General features: G+C 63.0%; 28 protein-coding genes and 1 pseudogene. 14 read left to right on the top strand and 15 right to left on the bottom strand.

The window, feature by feature from the left end:
* Positions 1–31 precede the first annotated feature (31 nt).
* Complete coding sequence (locus tag CFB39_RS38720; RefSeq protein ID WP_089476990.1) at positions 32–424, bottom strand: hypothetical protein; 393 nt, start codon at positions 422–424, stop codon at positions 32–34.
* A gap of 17 nt (positions 425–441) precedes the next feature.
* Positions 442–1,107 (bottom strand): HrpB1 family type III secretion system apparatus protein, encoded by a 666-nt coding sequence (locus tag CFB39_RS38715; protein ID WP_256991572.1) that lies wholly within the window; start codon positions 1,105–1,107, stop codon positions 442–444.
* 203 nt (positions 1,108–1,310) lie between these two features.
* On the opposite strand from CFB39_RS38715, the gene sctU reads away from it, so the two are divergent.
* The 11 genes from sctU (at position 1,311) to CFB39_RS38665 (ending at position 10,575) form a co-directional block, all read left to right on the top strand.
* On the top strand, positions 1,311–2,378 hold the full coding sequence (gene sctU / locus CFB39_RS38710; protein WP_089476988.1) for a type III secretion system export apparatus subunit SctU: 1,068 nt from the start codon (positions 1,311–1,313) through the stop codon (positions 2,376–2,378).
* 20 nt (positions 2,379–2,398) lie between these two features.
* Entirely contained in the window at positions 2,399–4,492 is a 2,094-nt protein-coding gene (sctV, locus tag CFB39_RS38705; protein ID WP_089476987.1) for a type III secretion system export apparatus subunit SctV, read from the top strand.
* Between the two features lie 12 nt (positions 4,493–4,504).
* On the top strand, positions 4,505–5,146 hold the full coding sequence (sctP, locus tag CFB39_RS38700; RefSeq protein WP_089476986.1) for a type III secretion system protein SctP: 642 nt from the start codon (positions 4,505–4,507) through the stop codon (positions 5,144–5,146).
* Positions 5,147–5,428: 282 nt separating this feature from the next.
* Positions 5,429–6,367: a type III secretion system cytoplasmic ring protein SctQ gene (gene sctQ, locus CFB39_RS38695; RefSeq protein ID WP_179257820.1), complete on the top strand. Its 939-nt coding sequence runs from the start codon at positions 5,429–5,431 to the stop codon at positions 6,365–6,367.
* The gene (gene sctR, locus CFB39_RS38690; RefSeq protein WP_089476984.1) at positions 6,351–7,001 is read left to right on the top strand and encodes a type III secretion system export apparatus subunit SctR; all 651 of its coding nucleotides are present in this window, start codon (positions 6,351–6,353) and stop codon (positions 6,999–7,001) included. Before sctQ ends, sctR begins: the two co-directional genes overlap by 17 nt.
* Before the next feature lie 11 nt (positions 7,002–7,012).
* Positions 7,013–7,276 carry a type III secretion system export apparatus subunit SctS gene (sctS, locus tag CFB39_RS38685; protein WP_089476983.1) on the top strand — a complete coding sequence of 88 codons (264 nt, stop codon included), beginning with the start codon at positions 7,013–7,015 and terminating at the stop codon, positions 7,274–7,276.
* Between the two features lie 194 nt (positions 7,277–7,470).
* Positions 7,471–8,109, top strand: coding sequence for a hypothetical protein (locus tag CFB39_RS38680; protein ID WP_144030413.1), 639 nt, complete (start codon positions 7,471–7,473; stop codon positions 8,107–8,109).
* 2 nt (positions 8,110–8,111) lie between these two features.
* Positions 8,112–9,461: a secretion protein gene (locus CFB39_RS38675; protein WP_144030412.1), complete on the top strand. Its 1,350-nt coding sequence runs from the start codon at positions 8,112–8,114 to the stop codon at positions 9,459–9,461.
* Between the two features lie 31 nt (positions 9,462–9,492).
* On the top strand, positions 9,493–9,723 hold the full coding sequence (locus tag CFB39_RS38670; RefSeq protein WP_089476980.1) for a hypothetical protein: 231 nt from the start codon (positions 9,493–9,495) through the stop codon (positions 9,721–9,723).
* 81 nt (positions 9,724–9,804) lie between these two features.
* On the top strand, positions 9,805–10,014 hold the full coding sequence (locus CFB39_RS40020) for a hypothetical protein (RefSeq protein ID WP_144030411.1): 210 nt from the start codon (positions 9,805–9,807) through the stop codon (positions 10,012–10,014).
* A gap of 105 nt (positions 10,015–10,119) precedes the next feature.
* A complete protein-coding gene (locus tag CFB39_RS38665; RefSeq protein WP_089477016.1) occupies positions 10,120–10,575 on the top strand; it encodes a CesT family type III secretion system chaperone in 456 nt (151 codons plus the stop codon).
* A 63-nt stretch (positions 10,576–10,638) separates the two neighbouring features.
* Here CFB39_RS38665 and CFB39_RS38660 read toward each other — a convergent pair whose 3' ends face one another.
* From CFB39_RS38660 to CFB39_RS38640, 6 genes are all read right to left on the bottom strand, one after another.
* Positions 10,639–11,418 (bottom strand): methionyl-tRNA formyltransferase, encoded by a 780-nt coding sequence (locus CFB39_RS38660; RefSeq protein WP_256991571.1) that lies wholly within the window; start codon positions 11,416–11,418, stop codon positions 10,639–10,641.
* 176 nt (positions 11,419–11,594) lie between these two features.
* Entirely contained in the window at positions 11,595–11,987 is a 393-nt protein-coding gene (locus CFB39_RS38655) for an outer membrane protein assembly factor BamE (RefSeq protein ID WP_179257819.1), read from the bottom strand.
* 53 nt (positions 11,988–12,040) lie between these two features.
* Positions 12,041–13,222 (bottom strand): hypothetical protein, encoded by a 1,182-nt coding sequence (locus CFB39_RS40015; RefSeq protein WP_144030410.1) that lies wholly within the window; start codon positions 13,220–13,222, stop codon positions 12,041–12,043.
* Positions 13,223–13,402: 180 nt separating this feature from the next.
* Positions 13,403–13,855 (bottom strand): GNAT family N-acetyltransferase, encoded by a 453-nt coding sequence (locus CFB39_RS38650; protein WP_089476977.1) that lies wholly within the window; start codon positions 13,853–13,855, stop codon positions 13,403–13,405.
* A 100-nt stretch (positions 13,856–13,955) separates the two neighbouring features.
* Complete coding sequence (locus CFB39_RS38645; protein ID WP_089476976.1) at positions 13,956–14,726, bottom strand: hypothetical protein; 771 nt, start codon at positions 14,724–14,726, stop codon at positions 13,956–13,958.
* 236 nt (positions 14,727–14,962) lie between these two features.
* Positions 14,963–15,451, bottom strand: coding sequence for a hypothetical protein (locus tag CFB39_RS38640; RefSeq protein ID WP_089476975.1), 489 nt, complete (start codon positions 15,449–15,451; stop codon positions 14,963–14,965).
* 20 nt (positions 15,452–15,471) lie between these two features.
* Here CFB39_RS38640 and CFB39_RS38635 point away from each other — a divergent pair, with 20 nt between their 5' ends.
* A complete protein-coding gene (locus CFB39_RS38635; RefSeq protein WP_089476974.1) occupies positions 15,472–16,308 on the top strand; it encodes a hypothetical protein in 837 nt (278 codons plus the stop codon).
* Positions 16,309–16,399: 91 nt separating this feature from the next.
* Here the strand turns inward: CFB39_RS38635 and CFB39_RS38630 are convergent.
* From CFB39_RS38630 to CFB39_RS38605, 6 genes and pseudogenes are all read right to left on the bottom strand, one after another.
* Positions 16,400–16,593, bottom strand: a pseudogene (locus tag CFB39_RS38630) (IS3 family transposase); the annotation flags it as partial.
* Between the two features lie 296 nt (positions 16,594–16,889).
* Positions 16,890–18,254, bottom strand: coding sequence for a sensor histidine kinase (locus tag CFB39_RS38625; protein WP_089476973.1), 1,365 nt, complete (start codon positions 18,252–18,254; stop codon positions 16,890–16,892).
* Positions 18,235–18,912: a response regulator transcription factor gene (locus tag CFB39_RS38620; protein WP_089476972.1), complete on the bottom strand. Its 678-nt coding sequence runs from the start codon at positions 18,910–18,912 to the stop codon at positions 18,235–18,237. Before CFB39_RS38620 ends, CFB39_RS38625 begins: the two co-directional genes overlap by 20 nt.
* Positions 18,909–20,216, bottom strand: coding sequence for an MFS transporter (locus CFB39_RS38615; RefSeq protein ID WP_089476971.1), 1,308 nt, complete (start codon positions 20,214–20,216; stop codon positions 18,909–18,911). Before CFB39_RS38615 ends, CFB39_RS38620 begins: the two co-directional genes overlap by 4 nt.
* A gap of 90 nt (positions 20,217–20,306) precedes the next feature.
* Positions 20,307–21,296, bottom strand: coding sequence for a quinone oxidoreductase (locus CFB39_RS38610; protein WP_089476970.1), 990 nt, complete (start codon positions 21,294–21,296; stop codon positions 20,307–20,309).
* A 55-nt stretch (positions 21,297–21,351) separates the two neighbouring features.
* Positions 21,352–22,350, bottom strand: a complete 999-nt coding sequence (locus tag CFB39_RS38605; RefSeq protein WP_089476969.1) for an ABC transporter substrate-binding protein — start codon at positions 22,348–22,350, stop codon at positions 21,352–21,354.
* Between the two features lie 347 nt (positions 22,351–22,697).
* Between CFB39_RS38605 and CFB39_RS38600 the strand changes: the two genes are divergently transcribed.
* A complete protein-coding gene (locus tag CFB39_RS38600; protein WP_218829823.1) occupies positions 22,698–23,288 on the top strand; it encodes a recombinase family protein in 591 nt (196 codons plus the stop codon).
* Between the two features lie 375 nt (positions 23,289–23,663).
* The gene (locus tag CFB39_RS40010) at positions 23,664–24,545 is read left to right on the top strand and encodes a hypothetical protein (protein WP_144030409.1); all 882 of its coding nucleotides are present in this window, start codon (positions 23,664–23,666) and stop codon (positions 24,543–24,545) included.
* A 165-nt stretch (positions 24,546–24,710) separates the two neighbouring features.
* Here the strand turns inward: CFB39_RS40010 and CFB39_RS38595 are convergent.
* A partial coding sequence (locus CFB39_RS38595) for a transposase (protein WP_144030408.1) occupies positions 24,711–24,982 on the bottom strand: 272 nt, incomplete at its 5' end.

Here is a 24,982-nt window from a genome sequence, read left to right as displayed (position 1 = left end):
TTTCGCCCCGTACGATTGCTGGTCGCGGATTTCATTGGTTCTTCATCAGGGTCTGAACCGACGACTTCGACGATTCCACCAGGCTCATCTTGACTTGCATGTTCATCTGCATGCTCGCCAGTTCGAACATCATCTGCACCGAACGGTCCGTCAGCTCCGTGAGCGACATCCCCGGTATCTCCTCCGGCAGCCGCTGCACATCCGCCATGGCCTTCATGAACTCCGCATCCTGCGCCGCGATCGCATTGGCCACGGGTGAGGGCTGGCCGGCATAGTCATGCAAGGGCGGCGCCATTGACGCACGCTCCATCAACATCCTGAATTTGTCGCGAAGCTCGGACGTTCCGGCGACTGGGACCGGTGCAGGCGCCATTGCCTCGGTGGCGGCAGTCAGCGCAACATCGGGCACGGTTTCGAGAGACATGTCGAATCCTCCGTGGTTCAGGCGCGCAGAAAGGGTCTGCCACCCTGGAAAACTTCGGCCGCGCTAGCGTGATCGTGCCGCGCGTCGCTTTCCGGCTCGCCGGTATCGGTGGCCACGGCGGATTCCTGCAACGACGCGGGAACAACGAACGGGTGGCCCGGACGATGGTCACGCACCGCGCGATTCACCTCGTCCTTCACTTCGAGCGCCCGCACCAGCGCGCGCGTCTCCTTGTTGTCAGGATCATCTGCGAGCGCTTCGCTCGCGACCTGCCGCCACGCCGGATCGTTCATGGACGACAGCGTGAACGCAAGCAATGCCTTGGCATAGCCGAATTTCGGCCGCAGTTCGATCACGCGCAGCAGAATCTGGCTCGCCTCCTGCCACTGCCCCTTCACCATGCGCAGGATGCCGTCGAGCGTATCGATCTCGACGACCCGCGGGCGCAGGACTCGCAACGCGTCGATCACCTGCTCGATGTCGAACAGGTCGACGTGCGTATTCGGAAAGTTGTCCAGCAGCGCCACGGAAGCCGTCTCGATCAACCCGCCGATGATGTCCGGGCTACAGTTCAGATAGTCGGGCGTGTCTGCAGTCATGGCTTGTGCTCCTGCGATGGAATTGAGACTGACGCGGCAGCGTCGTCGGACCGATATCGGCAGCTGCGACCATAACAATTCCATCTCACCGCTCCGATACGGGTGCGAAGCCAGTACGCGCGACGCGAAGCGAGCCGCTGTTGCGGCACTCTCTCCCGGCGAGCTTCGGCTCACCCCCCCGCCGCTTCGCATCACACGGCCGTGTCATCCCGGGCAAACGTTAGTGTCGGGCCGGAAGCACCACGGCGCACGCCCCGTTTCGCCGGAACCCGTAACCGCAGACCGCCATGAGCGACGAGAAAACCGAGCAACCCACCGACAAGAAACTCGAGGATGCGCGCGACGACGGCGAGGTATCGCGCAGCACCGATTTCTCCGGTGCGCTGTCGATGGCGGGCGCGCTCGTCGCGCTGGTCGCGTCGGTGCCGCTCATGCGTGACGGACTGCACGAGATCGTGTCGATCCCGCTGTCGTTCGTCGCGCAGAAGCATACGCTGCAGACCGTCGAAGACAACCTGCTCCGGATCGGCGCCGCGGCCCTGAAGATGATCCTGCCGTGCGTGCTCGCCGCCGCGCTCGCGTCGATAGCGGGCAGCATCGCGCAGGTCGGCTTTCGCATCGCCACCAAGCCGGTCACGCCGAACATGGAGGCCGTCAGTCCGGCAAGCGGCCTGAAGCGGATGTTCTCTGCGAAAAGCCTGATCGATTGCGTGAAGATGATCGTCAACGCGATCCTCATCGGCTGGGTGATGTGGCAATCGATCAAGTGGCTGTTCCCGCTCGTCGTGGGATCCATCTACCAGCCGCTCGCCGGCCTGTTGCTGATGTTCTGGGACATGCTCGCGAAGCTTGCCGCGATTTCGATCGTCATCTTCCTGCTGATCGGCGCGATCGACGTCAAGCTGCAGCGCTTCCTGTTCATCAAGAAAATGAAGATGAGCAAGGACGAGGTCAAGCGCGAAAACAAGGAGCAGGACGGCAGCCCGGAAATCAAGCGGGAACGCCGCCGCATCGCGCGCGAGCTGGCCACGGCGCACCCGCAGCCGAGGATCGGACTGGCGAACGTACTCGTCGTCAATCCAACCCACTTCGCGGTCGCGGTGCGCTATGCACCCGACGAGCATCCGCTGCCTTTGGTGATCGCGAAGGGCATGGACGCGAATGCCGCAGCGTTGCGGCGCGCCGCCCGCGACGCCGGCGTGCCGATCATTGGCAACCCGCCCGTCGCGCGGGCGCTCTACAAGGTCACGCTGAACCATCCGGTGCCGGAAGAGCTGTTCGAGGCGATCGCCGCGATCCTGCGCTGGGTCGACGCGATCGGCGCGAGCCGCGAGCCCGATTCGTACGCCCCCTGACTTCTTCGCGGAGCACTCCGATGACCAAGTTTCTCAAGATTCCGGCAGGCGGCGAAATCGGCGTCGCTTTGCTGGTGATCGCGATCATCTCGCTGATGATCCTGCCGCTGCCGCCCGAGCTGATCGATATCCTGCTCGCGATCAACATCGCCATCAGCGTCACGCTGCTGATGGTGACGATGTACGTGCCGGACATCGTGTCGTTGTCCGCGTTCCCCTCGCTGCTGCTGTTCACCACGCTCTACCGATTGTCGCTGAACATCGCGTCCACCAAGTCGATCCTGCTGCATGCGGACGCCGGCCACATTATCGACAGCTTCGGCAAGCTCGTGGTGGGCGGCAATCTCGTGGTCGGGCTGGTCGTGTTCATCATCATCACGACCGTGCAGTTCATCGTCATCGCGAAAGGCTCGGAACGGGTCGCCGAGGTCGGCGCCCGTTTCACGCTCGACGCCATGCCCGGCAAGCAGATGAGCATCGATGCGGATCTTCGTGCGAACCTGCTCACGCCGGAGGAAGCCAAACACCGGCGCGCGACGCTGGCGATCGAGAGCAAGCTGCACGGCGGGATGGACGGCGCGATGAAGTTCGTGAAAGGCGACGCGATCGCCGGCCTCCTGATCACGACGATCAACATCGTCGCCGGGGTCGCGGTCGGCGTCGCCTATCACGGGATGAGCGCGGCCGAAGCGGCCAACCGCTTCTCGGTCCTGTCGGTCGGCGATGCGATGGTCTCGCAGATTCCGTCGCTGCTGCTGTCGGTGGCTGCCGGCGTGATGATCACGCGCGTCGCTGACGAACGTCATCAGAAACCACGCTCGCTGGGCGAGGAGATCGGGCGCCAGCTCGGGTCGAGTTCGCGTGCGCTGTATTTCGCGGCGCTGCTGCTGGTCGGCTTCGCGCTGGTGCCGGGCTTTCCGGTCCTGCTGTTCCTGCTGCTTTCGGCGACGCTCGCCTTCACCGCACACCGGCTCGACCGGCGGCAACCGCAACAAGGCCCGGCGGCCGACGGGCTGCAAGCCATGCAGCGCTCGGGCGCGAAAGCCGATGCGCCGTCGATCATGTCGCGCGCACCGCAGTTCGCGTGCCCGATCGGCGTACGTGTCGCGCCCGACCTGATGCCGCGTCTGGTACTGCCCACGCTCGACAAGTCATTCGGCGAAGAGCGGGCGCGCCTGGAGGAGGAGCTGGGGTTGCCGTTCCCGGGCATCATGATGTGGACGCATGCGGCGCTGCCAGCCATGCACGCGGAAATCCTGATTCACGACGTGCCGCACCTGCTTATCGAACTGCCGCCAGGCATGGTCATGCTGCCGGAACCGGAGCGCGTCATGTCCGGTGTCGCGCTGTCGCCCGACGAGATCCGCCAGCGCGATGCGCTCGTCTCGGCATGCGAGCCGCGTCATCCGATCACCCCTGACGGAGAAGCCACCCACTGGGTCGAAGCGCGCGATGTGCCCGCCCGAATCCCGGCATGGGGCGCCGAGCAGGTGCTCGCCCACGCGTCGATCGCGCTGATGCGCCGCCATGCAACGCAGTTTCTCGGCATTCAGGAAGTCCAGTGGATTCTGGATCAGCTCAGCAAGGACCATGCCGGGCTCGTCACCGAGGTTCAGAAGGTCCTGCCGCCGCCGCGGATCGCCGACGTACTGCGGCGCCTGCTGGAAGAACAGATCTCCATCCGCAACGTGCGAACGATCATGGAAAGCCTCATCTCCTGGGGGCCGAAGGAGAAGGACATGCTGATGCTGACCGAGTATGTCCGGGGCGACCTGTCGCGCTTCCTCGCGCATCGGGCGACACGCGGCGCGCGCACGCTGCCCGCGGTACTGCTCGACCTGCCCGTCGAGCAGCACATCCGGCAGTCGATCAAGCAGACGCCGACGGGCAATTTCCTCGCCCTCGCGCCCGACGAGATCAGCCTGTTGATCGACAAGATCCAGTCCGTCGTCGGCCAGCGACCGACAGACGGCGTGGTACTCGTCACATCGATGGACATTCGTCGCTACGTGCGAAGAATGATCGAAAGCAAGCTCGGCTGGCTGGCCGTGTACTCATACCAGGAACTGGGTGAGCACGTGGATCTGCGCCCGATCGGCAGAATCTCGGACTGACGCCGCGTTGCCGTGAGCCGCATCGATTCCGCCGACATCCGCCCACCGTCGAACCAGGACGACCCGCCGCCGCTGCCCGGCCGCGGGTTCGACTATGCGGCGCTGCTGGCCAGGCGCCGCACGGTCGTGAGGCCCGTGTCCGACGCGCCGCGGGCAGCGCGCTCGCGAGACGATCGAGACGCCGCGCCCGATACGGCCGTACCGCTGCCCGGCACCTTTTCGTCCCTGCCAATCGAGTACGAGACAGCCGATTCCGAGTTGCATCTGACGCCCACGGAGCTGCTCGAATGCCGGGCGGTCGGCACCCGCATCGCGAGTGCCGCCGCCCCAATTGCGTCGGTCGCGCTGCAGGCGCAGCGCGATCGCCTCCGATTGCTCGATTTGCTGTCGCGCGAGATCGCCGCGTTCTGTTCCGATGGCGCTGTCGCAACCAGCGGGCAATGGGAAGCCCACATCGTGCTGAGCGACCGGATTCTCGCTTCCACCGAGCTGCAGTTGTCCCTTTCGCATTTCGACCTGCAGCTTCGGTTCGATGCCAAGGATCTCGAGGCCCGGCAGCTACTCTTGGTCCACAGTACGGCGCTCGAGCAAGCACTCGATACCGTGTTGCGCGCATGGGGACAACCGAAACGCGTCCGCATCACGGTGTGGTAGCCGGGCTCGAACCAGTCCTTCGAGCGCGGCGTCCATCGGCGCGCCGCTCGCAGGCATCACGACATTGCCCGACACGGGATGAAATTGATTCGGCATTCGATTACTGTGGGCCGCGGTACGCCGCTTGCGGTCACCCGGCTCGACCCCGCGTGTGCGCACGCGTCGCGCCGGCTGTTCGACGCGCGCTTGCCGGCATTTCTGCAAGGCACGCTCGGCATCGACGATTTCCGCTGCGAATTCGCGACCGGCGCGCCGGATCACGCCGACCCGGCTGTCGCTGAATTGCGGTTCGACACGCCCGCCGGTCCGGCAAGCGCACACCTGCTGATCGATCTCGAGCAATACCCGGCGCTGTCGATCTGCGCGTGGTCGGTGGAACAGGCAGCCGACGGGCGCACCGGCGCGGACCTGACGCTGCGTAACGCCGTCGCCAACGTGCTGTGCGGTCCCCTGCTGGATTGTCTTGCCACACTCGGCCTGAAACGCGTGCAGGTCGTTGCGGTACGGCGCGGCGTGTTGCAGGGTGCGCGCCCGCAAGACGTGACCGTCGCGCTGTCGCTCGCGCTGCACGGCCGGCGGCACGACGTCGTCGCCCGGTTGCCGGGCCGCTGCGTCGAATGGCTGGACGCTTGCCTGTCCCGCACCGCACGCCCCGCGCGTTTCGGTACGGCACTGCGTCTGCCCGGCAGTCTCGTGCTCGGCACCAAGCGGCTGTCCGTCGACGCGTTGCGGAGCCTGCGAAGCGGCGACATCCTGCTGCGCGCACTCGATGCAGCGTGGCTGCAAGCGATGCATGACGCACCGGACGGCGCGCAACGTCACGTCGCGTTTGCGTCGTGGGGCAACGCCGGACTCATGCACTGCCGCGTTGCCGTGGCGTTGCACGCTCGAACGATCACTCTACTGAAGGAACCCGTGATGACCGAAAGTACCGAGCCGGGCATGCCAGAGCCCGGGCACGACACCGACGAACATGCCGTTGAAGTCGGCGAACTCGAACTGCCGGTGCAGTTCGTCGCCGATACCGTCGCACTGACGATCGACGAGCTGTCGTCCCTGGCACCCGGCTATGTCATCGAGCTGCCCACCGCGATCACCGAGCTGACCCTCAAGCTGATCGCCCACGGCCAGGTGATCGGCCACGGCGAACTGGTCGGCATCGGCGAGCACGTCGGCGTCCGCATCCTCCGCATGGCGCACGAGCATGGTTCAGTACAGTGATCTTTCCGGCTTGATGCTGATCATCCTCGCGATCGGCCTCGTGCCGTTCGTCGCGATGGTGGTGACCTCGTATGCGAAAGTGGTCGTCGTGCTCGGGCTGCTGCGCAACGCGCTGGGTGTGCAGCAGGTGCCGCCCAACATGGTGCTGAACGGCATCGCGATCCTGGTGTCGGTCTACGTGATGGCGCCCATCGGCATGACGGCGGCCAAGACGCTGAGCAGCCAGCCGATGGCGGCACAATCGTCCCAGGCCGTGTTGCAGGCCGCCGAAGCGGCGCGCGAGCCCTTTCGCCAGTTCCTGATCAAGCACACGCAGGAGCGCGAGAAACGCTTCTTCCTGCGCTCCGCGTCGATCGTGTGGCCGAAGGAGGCGGCTCAAGCGCTGCGCGAGACCGACCTGATCGTGCTCGCGCCCGCGTTCACGCTGACCGAGCTGACCGACGCGTTCAAGATCGGCTTCCTGCTGTATGTGACGTTCATCGTGATCGACCTGATCATCGCCAACGTGCTGCTGTCGATGGGGCTCAACCAGGTGTCGCCCACGAACGTTGCGATCCCGTTCAAGCTGCTGCTGTTCGTCGTGATGGACGGATGGTCCACGCTGATTCACGGGCTCGTGCTGACCTACAAGTAACCGGAGCCAATATGGACGTCGATTCGCTCGTCCGTGCCGCCACCCAGGGCATGGTGCTGTGCCTCACCGTCTCGTTGCCGTTCGTGATCGCGGCCGCCGTGGTCGGCCTCGCCGTGTCGTTCGTCCAGGCGGTCACGTCGCTGCAGGACCAGACACTGCCATTCGCGGTCAAACTGATCGCCGTGACGATCGTGCTGGTGATCGCTGCACCGCTGTCCTGCGCGGCGGTCCTGCAGTTCGCGAACGAAATGATGCGGATCGCGTTTCCGCTCTGATCCTGGGGGCCGGCATGACACGCATCACGCACCGCTTCACGCCGATTGCCCAGCAAGCGGCGACACGCAAACGGCCGGCCGGCGCGCAGCGTACGACTGCCGCGAAATTCGCGGTGCTCTATCGCGGTACGCGTTTCGCACCGGGCGGCGCACCGTCTCAAGCGTGCGCCGCGCAGACGCAGCGCACGAAAGGCATGATGGCGCGACTCGCGCGCCGGCGCCGCTTCGCGCGCGGCAGGCGCTCCGCAATGGCAGCAGGCGATGCGGAGGGCGCGGACGCCGCGGATGCCCTGCAGGAATTCGAGGTCGTCAGTGAAGAACGCGAACACCATTACGGCGGCGGTCGCGGGCGTGAAGATTCGCATGACGGACAGAAGGACGCATCCGACGTGACACCCGCCGTCACGTTTAAGGCCGAGGGACGCCGGCCCGTCATCGCCCCGACTGCGCATCGCCATGAGCATGAGCTGCCGCCGGTCGACCCGGCTGCCGATCCATTGACGCTGCGCGACCAATACACGCGCGAGCTGCTCGACTTGCTGACCGATTCGAACGCGCAGCCCGACGCCCGGCGCGCCGCGCGCATACACGCTTGGTCGGCACGCTGGCTGGGCCTGCAGCAAGCCGGCGTGGCACTGCCCGAATCCAGTCTCGAGATGTTGCGCGCGCACGCCGTACCGCGACCGAACGATGCGAACGGCACGCCCAGGCTGCCGGACTCGGCACGCCACTTCAATCTGCTGGCCGGTTTGCTGCTGCGTCAGTTCGACCGTCCGCGAACGCCGCGCCAGTGCGCATGCGCACTGGATACGCTGCGCGTGCTCCAGCGATAGTCATGGCGGCCGGCACGAACGTCCGCACGGCAAGTACCGGTCACGCACCTCGCGGCACGCGCCGGCACCGATACTTCGCTCAAAGCGCGAAGTGTTCGCATTCCGCATCGATACTGCACGTTCGCCATCTATATTTACCCGGTAATCGGCAATTCGTGAGCGGCAGAAACGACGACACGGATTCCACATGCAACCCTGAGATCACCAGCCTCGTGATGAAACAGCTACGAATACTGACGGGATTCCACGCCGGCGCGACGCTGCAGCTTGCGCCGGGGCGGCATGCGGTTCACGGCGGCGCCGATGCCGACATTCGCCTGATGGACTGGAAGTCCGCCGACGTGATGCTTGACATCGATACTTCGGGGGTCGTGCGCGCGACCACGTATGCGGACGTCCCGGCCGAGCCCCCGGTCGCAGAAAAAAGCAGCAACGCAATCGTAGTACCGGCCGGCGAAACGGTGATCCTCGTGGATTTCGCTCCGATGCAGTTCGGCGACACGATCCTGTGCATCGGGCCGGACGACGTGACGTGGCCATCGGATCTCGATCTGTTGGCGACGCTGCTGATCCGGCCCGTCGACGTCGAACGCAAAAAGCGCTGGCGCTACTATGGCGCGCTCGGCACCTGCGTCGTGCTCGGGACCGTCGCGGGCGCAGCCGTCCTGCTCACCACCGCGCCCGCTAGCGAAGCCGCGTTGCGCCACGGCCCCGCCTATCGGACGACGCGCATCCAGGAGGCGCTTGCGGCAGCACACATGACCGAGCTTCAGGTACGCACGGTCGGCAATACGAGCGTCGTCACAGGCATGGTCCCCAACCTGTCCGACGATCAACTCGTGAAATCAACACTCGCGAAGATCGCGCCGAGGGACATCGTGCGCAGCTACGACGTCGCGCAAAATGCGGTGCACAGCATCGAGGATTCGCTCGGCATCGCGGGCGTGCACGTCAAGTATCTCGGCAACGGCGACTTCGCGATCACCGGCGCCGTCGACAGCAAGGACGCCGTCGACAAGGCCGTCACGCGCCTGCGTGCCGACCTAGATTCGAACATCCGCCGGCTCGACGTCCAGGTCACGGAGAATCCGGGCCACGCCGCGCCGGTGACCGGCCAGTTCTCGGAGATCGTGTCATCCGACTCCGTGCAGTACACGCAGACACCGGATGGCGTCAAACACATCTACGCCGTGGAGGTTCCCGCCGATGCCGCGCCGGCATCCGGCGCGACGGACGTGGCGGCGTCGTCTGTCGATGACGACACGACCGCACGCAGCGCCACGTCGCCGAACAGAATGCCGGCGTCTCCGTCCACATCGGCCGGATCCACCCCTCCCATACCGAACTCGTGATTTTCCGTGGACTCGCAACAGGACCAGTGACATGTACGATCCGATCGCACCTTATGCAAAGCAGTTCGACAGCCTCTCGTCGCTCGTCAAGGATCCCAATGCGGCACCGACGATCGAGCACATCCGGCACGCGCTCTTCGACGTTGCAGAGAACGTGAACAACGCAGCGCCGGGTTCCGAGGCCGACAATCGAAATCGTGCGACGCTCTATCGCGGCCTGCTTGCAGCAGCGCGCGTGATCCAGCAGATCCGGCGCATGTAGTCGTTTCAATTCTGCTCGATGGCGGCGATCGTCCGCATGAGGGCAGGTTATCCGCAGCATCACTAATCAAGGAGAAACATCATGGCAGCACCACTAGCAATGGGTGGATCGACAGGAGCAGCAACGGCAGCCATCGAACAAGCGACAGCAGCAAACACTGCCATGACGGCGGCAAACGTCCAATCGCAAGCGGTCCTCGGGGCAAATGCTGCCGTGTCGTCTGCCGCCACGACGGCCACCAATTCGATCAAATCCGCTTGCGAAGGAATGGAAAAGGCCTCGTCGAAGTGATGGCCCGATCCTGATGTCGCATGGCATCACCTACGCCGGCACGGTCCGACGCACCGAGCGTCGCCGTGCCGGCCTCTGTATTTGCCGGTTGTCGCCTTCATGCTCATGAGCGATCCCCGCTATCTCGATCTCGTCGCGGAGTTCTGCGAGGTCGTCGGTCTTCACGACATCGAATACATTCAGGAAACAGGGGTAGTCGAGGTCGAGGGGTTCGAGGTGCGCTTCCTGCACGTCGAGCGTGACCAGGATGCGATCTACGCGAACTTCCACTTCGGCGCCGTCACGGCGGGCCGCACCCTGGTCGTTTTCCGGTTGATGTTGGAAGCGAACCTGCTGATCTATGCACAGGATCAGGCGCAACTCGGCGTCGACGCCGACACCGGCTCGATCATCCTGATCATCCGGCTGCCCTTCGATCCGTACTTCGGCGGAGCAGACCTCGCGGACCTGATGTGTCACTATGCTGAGCACGGTCGCTACTGGCGCCAGAACATCATCGAATCGAGCGATGAAATGTTCGAGGGCATCGCATCGGGTGAATTTCTGTGGCTGCGAGCGTGACCCATCAGCCGCGCCGTTCGTCACGCGCGCCGCCCAAAGGGGCGGGCCGCCGCCCTGATGCGACTACGGCCCGATATTCGCCCGCTGAAACAGATTGATCGCACTCCATTCGATCAAGGCGACAAAGCCATCCGGTACCGCAACAACAAACCAGCGCCGATAGACATGCGCGATCGTGCCCGGCTCGCAGGCATGCTGTTCGTGCCAGCCGATGGCACGCCGCACATAGAGCACGCCACCGCCCAGGTTTGCGATGCATTCGTGCAATCCGTATGCCCTGACGTTTGCCAGGACCTCGTTCAGCGGCCGCGTGAAATCGAGCGTGCGGTCGGCATCGGTCGGTTTCGGCCAGTAGTTGCCGTCCGCTTGCGGCGTGCGCGCGGCCCACAATGCATCGAAGCGGTACGCGATCTGCCGCGCCAGCCTGCGCCCGGCCATCTGTACCTTGAGCTGCAGGCTCTCGTGACACTCGTCGGCCGCGAGCGCAAAACGCTCTTGTGCGAGAACGTCGCCTGAATCGAACCCGCTCGAGATGCAATGGCAGGTCACCGCCCATTCCCGGTGGCCATCCTGGATCGCGCGCGTCAGCGGATAAGGACCGCGCGCGTCCGGCAGCGGCGCCGGATGAAAATTGATTGCGTGCCGCACATAGGGCGTCCAGTCCGGGATCTTCCAGCCGTATCCGGCGACGACCAGCACGTCGCAGTCGAGATCGCGCAGCGCACGCAGCGCCGCCTCGTCGATCCGTGACATCTGCAGCGGCAGACGATGGCTCGTCGCATACGAAACGATCTCGGCGTTCGAGTTGACCTGATCGTCGGTGACGAAGCTGAACAGGGACACGGGCGTCCATCCCGCACTCACGAGCGTGTCGAGCACGCCATGAAACATGTCGAAGCCGGCAAGGGCAAAGCGCATGGGTTATCTCCGTCGAGGTGCAGCGTCGGGCCGGCAGGATCGGTGTCGTTACGACAAACTGCACAAGCGATGCCCGAGCGGGCCCGCGTCGCGAATACGCGTCACATCACATATCGCGCGCATGCCGGATCGCGCCAGTAGGTCGCCTGGACGATCCGCTGCTTGTCGAACCGCACCTGGTACTGGCACGTCATGTACGCGGCATCCCCCCCGGTCCGGATTCTGAAGACGTAGTTCCACGCTCGCACGCCGTACGACCCCTCGCTGAAGTGCGGCTCACGAATCAGCAGATACACCTGATTCTCAGTGAGCCCCGGTACGATCTGCCTGAGGTTTTTTACGTCGGCATAGACGCCGCCGATGACCCAGGCCGTGCCCGGATCGGGAAATTCGGGCTCCTCGTTCGCCGACGACTGCGATGCGGTGTTGCAGCCCGCGAGCAGCATGGCGCCCAGCAGCACGATCGGCAGGCTTCGCATTCCATTGATTTTCATGTCGGATAGGCAAGTTGAAAGATTCGGTTGAATAACCACGAGGGCAGTCGCGATCACGTACCGCGCCGCATGCATCCCGCGCGACAGTACAGGCGGCAACGCAAGCCACGGTGGCGCCCACAAGCATTCGCCGGTGCGCGTGTCCGTTGCTCGCCCAGCCATTCGCGCGCCTGCGCGACGAACCGGGCCACGCTCACGACGCCCGCGGCTTCGTTGCCCGATGCCGCGGCCGACGCGTCCGCTTCGCTGCTGCTTGCAATGGCGGTTTCGGAGGAAGACCGGTCCGGCGTCGATATCCCGCTGCGTTCGGCCGTGCTCGCGCCGGTGGCGCGCAGGCCGGGAAATGCGGCGACGTGCTTCGACAACACACGCCCCGCGGTCGACGTTAAAGCTTCGACGCGCCGGGCCGACGCACCGGCAAAACGGGCCATCGTCCGCTTCGCTTCGGTAATCGTGGTTTCCGCTGGACGGATGCGCAGCGGAATACCCCTGTTTGAATCGACAGATGCGCGTGCGCCGGGAGGCGCAGGCGGCAACAGGGTCCGTGCCTGCCTCGCTCGCTGAACGGCATTCGCGGTGAACGCCGGCAGATCAGTCGGCGAGTATTCCAGCGCTGGCATCGGCTCGCCTGCCGTCGCTTCGGGAACAGGCACGACGCTCGGCCGGCTCCCGTCTCCGACGGCAGCCCGTACATCCACCACCGCATTCGGGGTTGCAGGGCCGGGAAACGAAATCGGAGCAAACGATGACGCTTGACCGGGTTCCATCAGGCCTGGCTGCGTCGCGCATGAAGTCGCGGCCTGCTGCTGTGTCGGGGGCGCGAAGCCTGCTACCTCGTTTTCCCCTGTGCTGTCCGGCGTCGTGTCGCCGCCGACGAACGGGACAACGCCAGCCTCGGGCGGCATGCCCGCCATCCCAGCAAGCACGCCGGGCATGACCCGCGTCGGCCATTGCGCGCCGCCCCCGCGCACGCCTGTCGTACCGGGCATGGCCCGGCGCGGCAGCCCCTGCCCCGGCACGTGACCATCCGTGGCCCCGGCCACCTCTCCCTGCCCGGGCCTGCCACCCGCCGCATCCTTCAGTTCCGCGCCGCGCCCATCGATCAGGGTGCGCAGAATCGACATGGCGTCGTCGACACTTCGCCCTGCATCGGCCCGCGCGATGTCGTTTTCGTCATCCCGATCGGTATGTCGGGTGACGGTGTCCGATCGAGAAAGTGGATATGGCTGAGGCATCGCAAGGTACCTGACTATTGCAAGCGCGCGTGGTGTCCTGCAAGCCCGCAGTCGCGGGGGCGCGGATCGGCATTGACTCGCCTGCACATGACAAACGATCACGCATTTCGCCGAACGCACTGCCGGCGGAAGGCATCGAATCGACCAGCCGTCGCCGCTCGCGGATGAGACGGCATCCGGCTAGGCCAACTCGCGATTCATCGCCTCGAGGTAACGACCGTCAAGGAAGCGGCACTCATGCTTGAGCATCCCGTAGAGAATGAAGTCGGTTCGGTCGGATGCGCCTTCACGAATCACGCCTTCGCGCTTGAAACCCAGATGTTCGTCCAGTCTCTGCGCGGCGAGGTTGTCGGCGCGAACGTAGCCGCTGATCCGGTTGCAGCGCAGAAGAATGAACGGAAAGCGGAATGCCGCACAAATGAATCCAGGTGTAATGACATGCGGGGACCCCGACACGGCCACGTGCATCACGATGCTGGGCCCGTTGTAGGCCTGATACAGCACGCCGGCGACCAGTTCCCCGTCCCGCTCCAGACCGATCGCGTCGTCATAAGTCGGATAGCTTTCCTCTCCGGTCAGTGATGCGACAAACCGCATCACATCGTCAGTTCGATCCAGAACGAGTTGTTTCATGCCTGTCGTCTATTTTCCGCAGCCGGGTGTGCCGCGCCTGTCGCGATGCAAGGAACACCCGGCGTCGGCCTCCGTCGTCAGCCCGAACGACGTGTGCGTGTCAGACGATGACCGTCTGGCCGTTCGTGTGGACGGAGCCAGATTGCGAGATCTGCTCGATTTCGCCGGTGGCCTCGAGGTCGTCCTTCTCCCCCTTGCTGCCGCGCAAATCGCCAGCCGACGCGGTCAGTTCGCCCGGGCCGAACGTCTGGCGCCCCGACGGCTGATGTTTGCCGTTCGTCCCGCCTGTCGAGAGAACCGTGGCCGCCTCGCTCTTGCCGCTGTCGAATACGTACTTGGGCTCGCCGTTCACCGTTTCTTTTTTGCCGATGCTCTTGCCACTCTTGTCGTACAGGTTGCCCTTGCTGTCCTCCAGAACCTGGACCGTGCCTTTGTCCGAGCTCAGCTTGACCGGATGGAGCCCCTGGCCATCGGCGCCTCCATTGTTCCGAATGTTCACCGTACCGTTGGGAGAGCGGTCAGACTTCGCGGTAGACGTGTTATCGGCATTACCCTGCGCCGCATCGTCGTCGATATTGATCGTGATGGTTTTCGCAGGCTGGCCTTTGCTTCCGTAAACATCAGGGTTGTACGCGGAGTTGTACGCCTGATCCTTCGGCAGCGAGATCGTGATGCTCTGACCAGCCCCTTGCGAGTCGTCGCCTCCGTTGGCCGAACGTTTGACGATCGCCGCAAACTGACCGGGCTCGGTCGTGAACCCGTTGGTGGCACCGTCTGGCGCGTCGCTCACAGCGGAGCGGTTGGCGTTCGTTGGGGAGAAGTTCGTCGAATCCGGCTGGCTGCTCGTGATGATGTTGATCGTCGTGGACATTTCGGGCACTCCCGTCGTTGAATGGGGTACAGGCTCTGCTTGCATCCTGTCCGGTAATATAGGAGAGCGCCGCCGCCGCGCCGGCGCCAACGCGCATCAACGTGCACAAATACGAAGCCAGGCGTGGTTCGGAAACGGCCTTTTTGGGGTAACACAGACGAGCAGATTCCCGACGCGCATGAGGGTGGCGTTTAGATAAGCAATGCGAATCGGATCGGGGGGATTGACCGCTGCGCTCAGCCCTGACGGGATTGCGGTTCGCCGAGGCCGAGCAGGGTGAGCCAGTGCGGGTGGGATTGACCGGTCATCAGTTCGCGCGGGCTCTTGCCCTGGCGTTCGGCGCGACAGCTACGCACGAAGCGGCGGTGATTCAGGAAGAAGCGCAGCAGCTCGAGATACGGCGCGCCCAGATGGCGGCGTAGGGTGAAGTAGTTGCGTAGTCGCGAATTGAGGTTCTCCACGAGCGAACTGCTGCGAGGCGTGTGCTTCATCGCGTCTGACACGGCGGCGAACACCGCGTGCAATGCCTTGCCCAGCTTCGCGCGCAGACGCCCCCATCCCTGCCAGTACGCAGGCGAGGTGGACGGCTTGCGATGCAGCAGGCATGCAGCGCGCACGGCCTCCTCGGACACGCCACTGGCCTGGGCGATCGCCGCGAGTTTGCGGTCGAGTACGCCGGCGAACGCGAGCAGGTCATCGCGCTGGTTATGCAGGGCCACGCGCAACGGGCAGATGCGCGCGTATCGTGGCGCTCGCGCTCACGCAACTGTTCGACTACGAAGTCGAACAGCTCCTCGCGAACGGACAGCGGCGGCCCGGCCAGCGCGAGGATGTCGTGGCCCAGCCATTGGGCGAGCGTACGGATATCGCACGCCAGGGCCTGCGCCCGCATTTCAGCTTCGCGCGCCCGGCGCAGCCGCCGGCCGTCGTGCCGGGCGCGGCCACGCCTGCCCGGCCGGCTCACCCGCGCCTGGAGCTTCAGGCGTTGCGAGCGCGCCCCCACGGCCAGCCGCTTCAGGGTGTTGGCGAGCGTCTCGCACTGGCGCTGGATATGGAACACATCGCCGTGGCAGGGTGTCTCACCCCAGGCAGCCCGCTGCCCGGCGCGCAGGCCCTGGCCCGCATCGGCAATCGTGTACTCGGATGCGAGCCCCTGCTGCTCGGCATCGAGCAGGCGCACGCCCCACGTGTCACCATCGCGGTGGTCCTCGGCGGCCAGCAGGTAACAGTAGGTCGAATCCGCATCGACGCCGGCCAGCACCGGGCGATCACCGTGGAAGATCTCGTCATGCAGGCCCACGCGAATGCCCGAGAGGTCCTGCTCCCGGTTGATCGCCCCGGCCTGCTGCGCGACAGCGTGCAGCACCTCAGCACGCTGCCCACGCCGACCGTCACGCCCAGCAGATCGCGCATAAACTCAACCACGCCGCGATACGAACTGCGGCAGATCAGCGGTAGCCCGACCATCACCTGGCGCAGCCAGGTCCGGGTAACCGGCAACTGGAACAGCACCTCGTCATCGGCTACGGCTGAACAGAACGCGTCATCGAGCGCCTCGCTCGCCTTGTCCTTTTGCGCGTAGACGAACTTGCGACTCACCCCGAGCCGCGCAGACAGTTCGCTTATGGGCTCCTGACCTTGCCCCTGTTTCACGAATCCCATAGTCGAGGCGATCAGGCCGCTTGCCCGCGCTGACCGGCGGCCCAATTCTTCTCGAACCTCATAGGGCTGACGTAGCCTAATGTGAAATACAGTCGGCGGGAATTGTAAAACCAAGCCAGTCGACGATTTCATTTGTCGCAGCACGCCGTGTCGCGAAGTGCAATCGTGCGACCTTCAGCGAACCCCACAGGCTTTCGGTCGGCGCGGCCTTTGACGTGAGCCATCTGCCCCTTCTCTCCAAAAACCTTCGACTTCGCCATTGACGTAGACTAGGTCGCACTCCTTTTCGTTCGTCTATTATCCGTCGGTGAGTTTCAGAGATAGACTACGGCATTTTAATTTATCATTGCTAGGATTTTAGTCGATATAAAAAATGATCAAATTTTTAGATTGGGCCGCTACGGGCGCAGTAGCTTGATGTGTCGGTTGTGTTAGCCGCATTTAAACCAACCCACTCAACGATTCCCGATGCGGTTCATTTCCGGTACGTATCGTTCGCTTTCACAATCTGAAAATCAGACTTATCTTCGCTCCCCGTGCCGGCGATGCTTCGCTGATGGTGACCGTTCCGCCATGTGCCCGCACTATTTCTTTGGCGATGGTCAGACCAAGTCCGCTACCCTCTGCTTCCGAAGCCCGAAAAAACGGTTCGAACACGCGCTCGCGCAGTGCCACTGGAATGCCCGGACCTTCGTCGATGACGCTGACGTGAAGGGTACTATCTGTGAGCTTTGCCTCGATGGTTACCCGCGTGCCGTTGGGCGAATATCGGATCGCGTTGTCGATAAGATTGGACACCGCCGCAGACAACAGCGATTCGCTCCCTTTGATGACAAGCGCGTCGCCGAACGATACGGCTAGTTCAATATCTCGACGGCTCGCCACCAATGCAAGCTTCTCCACAGCGCGCGTGATCAGGTTTTCGAAGTCCACAGCTTCGCTCTCGAACGCCGCGTAATCGGCCGATTCTGCTTGGGCGAGCATCAGAAGCTGGTTGATCAATGTGACCATCGCGCGGTTGCTGTGATGCATTGCCCCCAGTGTTTTCCGCACATCTTCGAGGCTATGCTGGCGGCGCGCATACTGAAGTTGCGATCCGAGCACCGAGAGCGGCGTGCGAATCTGGTGGGCGGCGTCGGCGATGAAGCGCCGCTGCGTTGAGGTCTGCCGCTCAATCATGTCAAGCGATGCGTTGAAGGCCGCGACCAGTGGCCGTAACTCGACATGAAGATTGGAGGAGTCGATTCTGGCACGGCTTTGCAAAGGGTGCGCATTAAGCGCGATGGCTAGTCTATTGAGCGGCCTGAGTTCGTGTGCCAGGCCAGCGCAGATCAACACAATTGCGACGGCGATGCTGCCGAGAATGTACGCGCCCTGTGGCTTCCAGAGCGAGGCGATCAACGCATCTCGCGCCGTCAGGGTCCGCCCCACTGACACCAGCAATTTGATGGTTCGGCCATCATCGTACATCGGCCGTTCGAGCGATACAGCGCGGATCGGCAAATCGGCCACTTTTGCGTCATACCACTGTAGCGACCCGGTCAAGCGCTTGCTCGGGAAATCCGAAGTGCCGGCGATCACCGCTCCACCCTCAATTTCGACGCGATAGAACACCTGATCGCCCTCGGGTGTGCCGACGATCTGGATCGTGCTCGGTGAGACAGACGCGACCAGGCTATCCCCGCTCCAGCGCACATCGGCGGCCAGCACACGCGCCGCCGCCAACAACGCCTCATCTTGGAGCAGATCGGCGGTGCGCCGAGCATTCGCGTGCATGACCCACGCGGCGATCAGGCCAAACGCCGTCATTGGCAAGATAAGCCAAAGCAGTAGCCGCACGCGTAGGCTAAGTTTGTGGCTCTTCATGTTCAAGCAGGTACCCGAGCCCGCGCAGCGTGATAATTGCGGCCGTACTCTTCTCAATCTTTTTTCTGAGCCGCGAGATATAGATTTCGATCGCGTCACCGCTCGGCGGCGCATCACCGTCGTCGATGGCTTCGGCCAGCACCGTCTTCGATACCGTGCGGCCCGTCTGCAGGATTAGCGCTTCGAGCACCGCATGCTCGCGTGGCGTGAGCGACAGCGCGTCATCCCCGACAAAGAACTGCCGTCGGTCCATATCGTAGAGCAATGTTCCGCAGCGGATGCGATTTGAGCGCACCGGCGCGTGGCGCCGTGCCAGCGCTTTGATACGCGCGATCAGCTCGCGATCGTCAAAGGGTTTGACAACGTAATCGTCCGCGCCGTCGCTAAGACAGATGACCTTCTCGCCGATATCACCTGTTGCGGTCAGAACCAGCACTGGCGTGTCATTCGCGTTTTCTCGCATGCACCGCAGGATCGCCTTTCCCGATGTTCCTGGAAGATTAAGGTCGAGCAGCACCACGTCGTAGCGCGTGCCAGCGAGCGTCGCTTCGGCGGCCTCGCCATCGAGTACATGATTGACGATGAAGCCATCGTCGATCAGCGTCCTGGTAAGCCAGTGGGCGAGTTGGCGGTTGTCTTCGATGAGAAGAAGTTTCATTGCTCGGGAGCGCTTTGCCACCTGTATCCGTTGCGGGCCTCGCGCGAGCGATAAAGCACCAGTGTCGCCACCGCGCCGCATAGGGCAGCCGCGCCCATCCAGGCGCCTGGGGCGGCCTTGTTGCCAGTCAAATGGATCAACGTCGTCGAGATGGCGGGTGTGAAGCCGCCCACTAGCGTGGCGAGGCTATAGGCCATCGAAAAGCCCGTCGTACGCACGTCCGCGGGCATCAACTCGGCGAGCGCGACGACCATTGCGCCGTTATAGCATGCATATAGCACAGAGAGCCACAATTGCACCAGCAGCAAGCGCTCGAACGACGGCGCGGCGACGAGCCACTGCATCACCGGATAGGAGGTCAGCATAGTCAGAGCAGCAAATACCAGCAGAATTGGCGGACGACCGACGCGATCCGATACCGCACCGGAAATTGGCAGCCAGATCAAATTTGACACACCCACGCACACTGTGACAATGAGCGAATCGATCGAAGACAGATGTAGCACTGCCTTGCCGAAGGTCGGCGTATAGGTCGTAATCAAATAAAACGACGTCGTGGTCATGACGACTAGCCCCATGCCCGCGACGATCAACCCAGCGTTCTGCACCATCGACATCATGATCTCGCGCATGCGCGGATGATGCTTGCGCGCGGCAAATTCATCTGTCTCGCGCAGTGTGCGGCGAATCAGGAACAGGAACGGCACGATCAGGCAGCCGATCAAAAACGGAATGCGCCAGCCCCACGCACTCACATCCGCCGGCGGAAGCGTTTGGTTGAGCACCACGCCAAGCGACGCGGCGAAGATCACAGCAACCTGCTGGCTGCCTGATTGCCATGAGCAAAAGAAGCCTCGCTTGCCAGGCGTCGCGATTTCCGCGAGATATACTGAGACGCTGCCCAGTTCGACCCCCGCCGAGAAGCCTTGCAACAAGCGCCCGAGCAACACGACCACGGGGGCCGCGTACCCGATCGACGCATAGCCCGGCACGAACGCCACGCACGCGGTGCCAATGGCCATCAGCGTCAACGACAGTATCAGACCCTTGCGTCGCCCATACCGGTCAACGTACGCGCCGAGTACAAGCGCACCCACCGGACGCATGACGAAACCCGCGCCGAACACAGATAACGCGAGCAGCAGAGAAACGAATTCGTTTTCCGCGGGAAAAAACGTGTGTGCGATGGCGCTCGCGTAATAGGCGTAAACGGTGAAGTCGTACATCTCCAGGAAATTACCGCTGACGACGCGGAAAACCGCGCGAAACGATGATTCAGAACGACGGTGAGTTTCGGGTGTCATGGAGGTCCCCTGAGACCGGAAGGGCGAGTCGCGTCACCGGCGAGACGTCGTGCCGCCGGATATGAAAAAAGCTTCGGAAAGTCTCGCCGTCTAGCCGATGTCCATTACGGCCTTGCCGAACTGGCGTCGTTCCTCGAGCGCGGCATGCGCTTCCTCGACGTTGTCCAGCGTATAGCGACCGTTAACCTCGACACGTAGCGCGCCTTGCTCGATGGCGGCGAATACGTCGTCGGCGCGCAGTTGGACGGTGACGGCATCGGCAAGGTGATCGGCTAGGCGCGGGCGTGTCAAGAACAACGAGCCTGCCTCGCCGAGTTCGTAGGGGTCAAGATCGCACATCGGACCGGTCACCGAGCCGTAATTGACGACCAACCCGCGCACGCGTGTCGCGCGGAAGCTGTCGCGCAAGGTGGTCTTGCCGACCGCATCGAACACCACGTCGACACCTCGACCATCGGTCAGGTCGCGAATGCGATCCGCGAATGCCCCGTTCTCGTAGGCCAGCACATGATCCGCGCCGCGCGTGCGCGCGATGGCCGCCTTCTCGGCCGTGCTGGTCGTCGCAAACACCTTGGCGCCGCGCCGCTTTGCCAACTGCACCAGCAATTGGCCTATGCCACCCGACGCCGCATGCACGAGACAGGTCATGCCCGCCTCGAGTTTCGCAACGTCTTCCAGCAAATAGTGCGCCGTCGAACCCTGAAAGATCGCCGCGGCCGCGACGTCATAAGCGATGCCGTCGGGTATTCGCGCAAGCCGCGCTGCCGGCACCACCGCGTAGTCGGCGTATGCACCCCACGAAATGCACCACGCGACCCGATCGCCCGTGCGGCATGACGAGACGCTAGGCCCGACCTCGACGACCTCGCCCGCGCCCTCCATACCGAGCGTGCACGGAATTCGCACGGGATAGGTGCGTGAATCGCGGTACTTGCCCTGCCGAGTATGAACGTCCATAAAGTTGATGCCTGCCGTGACGACACGCACGAGTACTTCACCTGGCCCCGGTTTCGGAATATCGATCTCGACGCGGCGCAGCACTTCTGGACCGCCGTACTTGTGAATCTGGATGGCCCGCATGAGCACGTCTCCTGAATTTTTAAGATAGTTAAGCTTTGGGAACGTGACTCACTTGTTACGGCACGTCCGCGACGAAGCGGTCAGTCCAGGTGCGTGCCAGGTCGACATGTCTTCGCGATACATCGGCATCGACTTCTGCAAGAATCGCGAGCACGGTCGACGGCGCATCGACGGGCATTCGACCTGTCGGCGAGAAGGTCGGCTTCATGACTGCCAACGCCTGCAGATAGACAGACGGGTCGCCGCCCTTGAGCGACGCTGGCATCGCGGCCGCGATGTCCTGTTCATTGTGAGTCTGGATGAAACGCAAAGCAGTCAGTACTGCGCGCACGAGACGGGCCGTCTCATCAGGATGAGAATCGATCCACTCGCGGCGCAAGTAGATGCACGCCCCCACGAATGAACCGCCTAGCTGCGCGCGCGTGTCTGACATGCTGCGCAGATCAAGGAGCGGCCGCACCGCGCCGCGCATCAGGAGGCGGGTCGCGGTCGGCTCCTCCGTCATGCCTGCATCGATGTCACCCGAGGAGAGCGCCTGCTCGAAGGCCCCCTCGGTAGCAAGCGGCACAACGACGTAGGCGTCAGAAGCCACGCCTGCGCGCGTTGCCAGGTACCGCGTCAGGAAGTAGGTCGATGAACCAAAGCCGGTCACGCCGAGCCTACGTCCTTTCGCATTGGCCATCGACTGCATGGCGCTTGTGCTGTGGGCCAGTTCGACGAGACCTGCCGATTGCCCCAGTACGATCACAGATTGCACGTCCATGCCGCGGCTCTGCAGCCCGATGGTATGGTCGTAGTAGCCGACCGCGCCCTGAATTGCGCCCGCGACGAGTTCTGTGGAGGTATCAATGCCCGCTGGTGACGAGAGCACGCGGACATCCAGCCCTTCCTTGCGGAAATAGCCAAGTTGGTCCGCGAGCATTACCGGCAGATAGATCAACTTGGCGGTGCCGCCTGTCATGAGCCAGATCGGCTGTGCGTAACTCGCCTGCGCCGCGCACAGCGCAAACATACAGACGAGCGCACGGGCGAGCGACGATCTATCAGCTGCCATCGAACATCTCCTGAAGATCCGGGTAAATGCCTGCCGTGGTAGGCATCGCGATGTCAGAAAGTATAAAAAACTGTCCCCTTCTGTATGCTTTCCGCAAGCGCGTTGTTTTCTAAGTAGTTTCCCGATGCAATCGTCGCCAACCCTGCGGATCGAGTGAGATCTCAGACCGCGGGGGTGAATTGGCGCGGCGGTGTCGACTCGTGGAGGAGACAAGCAACTCTTGCTGGTTTTGCGCAGACGGCGAACCCCAACTGGCAACTCATTGCCGACTGCCGAGCCAAGATTTACGGGAGGGCGAGTATGAGAATGAATGCGTCATTCGAAAGTCGCCTCCGATGTGAGGACGAATGTCGCTGATTGGCTATGCACGATGCTCGACGGACAGACAGGATTTGACGGCCCAGCAACGGGCGCTCGCGGAACTGGGCGTTGCCCCGGATCGCATCTATATGGATCGCGGTCCGACCGGCACCCATCGTGCGCGTCCGAGGCTGAATAAGGCGCTGGCTGCCGTGCGGCGGGGCGATACACTCGTGGTGCCGAAGCTTGACCGGGTGGCACGTTCGGTGCCGGATGCACGAGATATCGCTGATTCACTCGTCGCGCGAGGCGTGAAGCTGGCTGTTGGTGGACGTGTGTACGACCCGACCGACCCGATGGGCAAGATGTTCTTCAATATCCTGGCGACCTTCGCGGAGTTCGAGGCCGATCTGATCCGCCTGTGCACCCGCGAGGGAATGGCCATCGCGCGCGCGAAGGGAAAGCTTCGGGGCAAGCAACCGAAGCTGTCCGTCAAGCAGCAGAAGGAACTGCGCCGGATGCACGACAGCGCAACCACTCGATCAGTGATCTGGCGGAACTGTTTTCGGTGTCACGTCCAGGAGAAATACCGAGGGAACCTCATAGTGCCTCGCATAGCGGATCCTATTTTCGCTTGAATGCAATATATGAAGCATGTTTGCGAGTACAAGTGAGCGTCTTTTGCCAATGTATGCAGTCTTGCGAGTATTCCCAACATGTCAGATCAGCGCGTCTCTGGAAATCCTTCCGGTCAGTGGCACAACTATTCCGAATTGGCACCCTCGCAGACCGGCAACGATTCTGTACCATCCTCTAGACTGCGTACCAGCGCCAGCCGGTTCAGCAATCTCGCCCCTGTTCGGCTAGCCGTTCAGCACCCGGCAACGCTTCAACCGGGCATGGTAAGTGGATCGTCTGCCGCGTGGCTCCACGCATATCGAGACTCCTGCGATCCCGGTGAGCGAGCGCTGGCGGCGGCGGTCATATCGGGCATTCAGAACGGATCGTTAACCTTGGGCAACCCCGCGTCGCAATGGACCACACGTGCACAATATGGGCAACGGCTAGAAACGAGTCAGGGCGCCGCCTCGCTCGTCGTCAATTTCAGGACACGCGCCGACGGACGTTTCGATCTTGTCTCAGCAGGCATGCGAGATTCAGCGAACCCAGGCAGGAAGGTAACCATTGCTGCACCCCGGAACGCCAGCACCTCGGGACAGGCGCAACCGGTCCTGACTCTGACACCGTTGCCACCTTCCGCCCCGCCGTCAGCCCAAACACCGCAGTTTCCTGTCCAGCATTCCGCAACCCCGGTGGTTAGTCCGTTTTCTCTACCATTACAACCCGAGGATGCGCCGCGTGCGTTTTCCCCACCGATCAGCCGTGGCATTACGCAGATCGTGAACGGACTGACACGCTGGGACCGGCAGGCGGCACGCACCCAGATAGAAACCAAACTGCGCTCCATGCCTGAGAACGAACAACAAATCTTTCTCATGCACTTGAAAACGCAACTTTCCGGAAAGGCGAGTGGTGCAAAGCCAGCCATCATCCAGAACTGGGCCGCGACAGGCTCAGTCGCCCCTGCCATGGCAAGGCCCGACATGCGGTCTGATCGCATGCGCGAACTGCAGAATGCGCTTGCAGCTCAATGCAAGATTCCCGCCTTTCGGGAACCTCTTGATGAAATACTTGGCATGCTGCCCTACGCTGAGAGGCACACAGCATCGTATATCACTATATCCAGGGACAACAATTACAATAGCCTCTTGTACCGTCGTGTTTTTCGCGACAGCCGGGGACCGGTGGCTGCGATGAACGATATCCGCGACTTGATCGCTCCACTTGACGAACAGCAACGCTACCAAGCGATCAAGGATTGGGTTCCTCGATAATTGAAACTTTTCGCCGTGGGGTTCTTTTTGCGATATGGCGATAGGTAATCGGGGCTGCTTGCGCAGCCTGTTCGCGAAGACGGTGGAACACGAGGCACGCGAACAAGACGTACGCCGATTAAAGCGGAACACGAATTCGCCCGGTTAGTGTTCTAAGAGACGGTTTCATAAAGGCTGTTCGGCGCGCCGGAGGGTATTCCAGCAGATCAGGCCGCAACCGAGTTTGAGGAACGCGCCGTGAATGTCAGCACGGCGCTCGAAACGAATACGGAGACGACGGAAGTGATGCAGCCAGGCATGCGTGCGCTCGACGACCCAGCGATATTTGCCAAGGCCGCTGCCATGTTCGGTACGGCGCTTGGCGATCACCGGCTCGATACCGCGATCGCGCAACGCGCGTCGATGTCGCTCGGAGTCGTAACCGCGATCGGCGTAGA

Source organism: Burkholderia sp. AU6039 (genome assembly GCF_002223365.1).
Classification (GTDB): domain Bacteria; phylum Pseudomonadota; class Gammaproteobacteria; order Burkholderiales; family Burkholderiaceae; genus Burkholderia.
This window is presented reverse-complemented; position numbering and strand designations above follow the sequence as displayed.

Excerpts from the sequence above, each read along its gene's own strand:
- CFB39_RS38720 (WP_089476990.1), bottom strand. The coding sequence starts at position 424 with ATGTCTCTCGAAACCGTGCCCGATGTTGCGCTGACTGCCGCCACCGAG.
- CFB39_RS38715 (WP_256991572.1), bottom strand. The coding sequence starts at position 1,107 with ATGGAATTGTTATGGTCGCAGCTGCCGATATCGGTCCGACGACGCTGC.
- sctU (WP_089476988.1), top strand. The coding sequence starts at position 1,311 with ATGAGCGACGAGAAAACCGAGCAACCCACCGACAAGAAACTCGAGGAT.
- sctV (WP_089476987.1), top strand. The coding sequence starts at position 2,399 with ATGACCAAGTTTCTCAAGATTCCGGCAGGCGGCGAAATCGGCGTCGCT.
- sctR (WP_089476984.1), top strand. The coding sequence starts at position 6,351 with ATGGTTCAGTACAGTGATCTTTCCGGCTTGATGCTGATCATCCTCGCG.
- sctS (WP_089476983.1), top strand. The coding sequence starts at position 7,013 with ATGGACGTCGATTCGCTCGTCCGTGCCGCCACCCAGGGCATGGTGCTG.
- CFB39_RS38680 (WP_144030413.1), top strand. The coding sequence starts at position 7,471 with ATGATGGCGCGACTCGCGCGCCGGCGCCGCTTCGCGCGCGGCAGGCGC.
- CFB39_RS38675 (WP_144030412.1), top strand. The coding sequence starts at position 8,112 with ATGGCGGCCGGCACGAACGTCCGCACGGCAAGTACCGGTCACGCACCT.
- CFB39_RS38670 (WP_089476980.1), top strand. The coding sequence starts at position 9,493 with ATGTACGATCCGATCGCACCTTATGCAAAGCAGTTCGACAGCCTCTCG.
- CFB39_RS40020 (WP_144030411.1), top strand. The coding sequence starts at position 9,805 with ATGGCAGCACCACTAGCAATGGGTGGATCGACAGGAGCAGCAACGGCA.
- CFB39_RS38665 (WP_089477016.1), top strand. The coding sequence starts at position 10,120 with ATGAGCGATCCCCGCTATCTCGATCTCGTCGCGGAGTTCTGCGAGGTC.
- CFB39_RS38655 (WP_179257819.1), bottom strand. The coding sequence starts at position 11,987 with ATGAAAATCAATGGAATGCGAAGCCTGCCGATCGTGCTGCTGGGCGCC.
- CFB39_RS40015 (WP_144030410.1), bottom strand. The coding sequence starts at position 13,222 with ATGCCTCAGCCATATCCACTTTCTCGATCGGACACCGTCACCCGACAT.
- CFB39_RS38650 (WP_089476977.1), bottom strand. The coding sequence starts at position 13,855 with ATGAAACAACTCGTTCTGGATCGAACTGACGATGTGATGCGGTTTGTC.
- CFB39_RS38645 (WP_089476976.1), bottom strand. The coding sequence starts at position 14,726 with ATGTCCACGACGATCAACATCATCACGAGCAGCCAGCCGGATTCGACG.
- CFB39_RS38625 (WP_089476973.1), bottom strand. The coding sequence starts at position 18,254 with ATGAAGAGCCACAAACTTAGCCTACGCGTGCGGCTACTGCTTTGGCTT.
- CFB39_RS38620 (WP_089476972.1), bottom strand. The coding sequence starts at position 18,912 with ATGAAACTTCTTCTCATCGAAGACAACCGCCAACTCGCCCACTGGCTT.
- CFB39_RS38615 (WP_089476971.1), bottom strand. The coding sequence starts at position 20,216 with ATGACACCCGAAACTCACCGTCGTTCTGAATCATCGTTTCGCGCGGTT.
- CFB39_RS38610 (WP_089476970.1), bottom strand. The coding sequence starts at position 21,296 with ATGCGGGCCATCCAGATTCACAAGTACGGCGGTCCAGAAGTGCTGCGC.
- CFB39_RS38605 (WP_089476969.1), bottom strand. The coding sequence starts at position 22,350 with ATGGCAGCTGATAGATCGTCGCTCGCCCGTGCGCTCGTCTGTATGTTT.
- CFB39_RS38600 (WP_218829823.1), top strand. The coding sequence starts at position 22,698 with ATGTCGCTGATTGGCTATGCACGATGCTCGACGGACAGACAGGATTTG.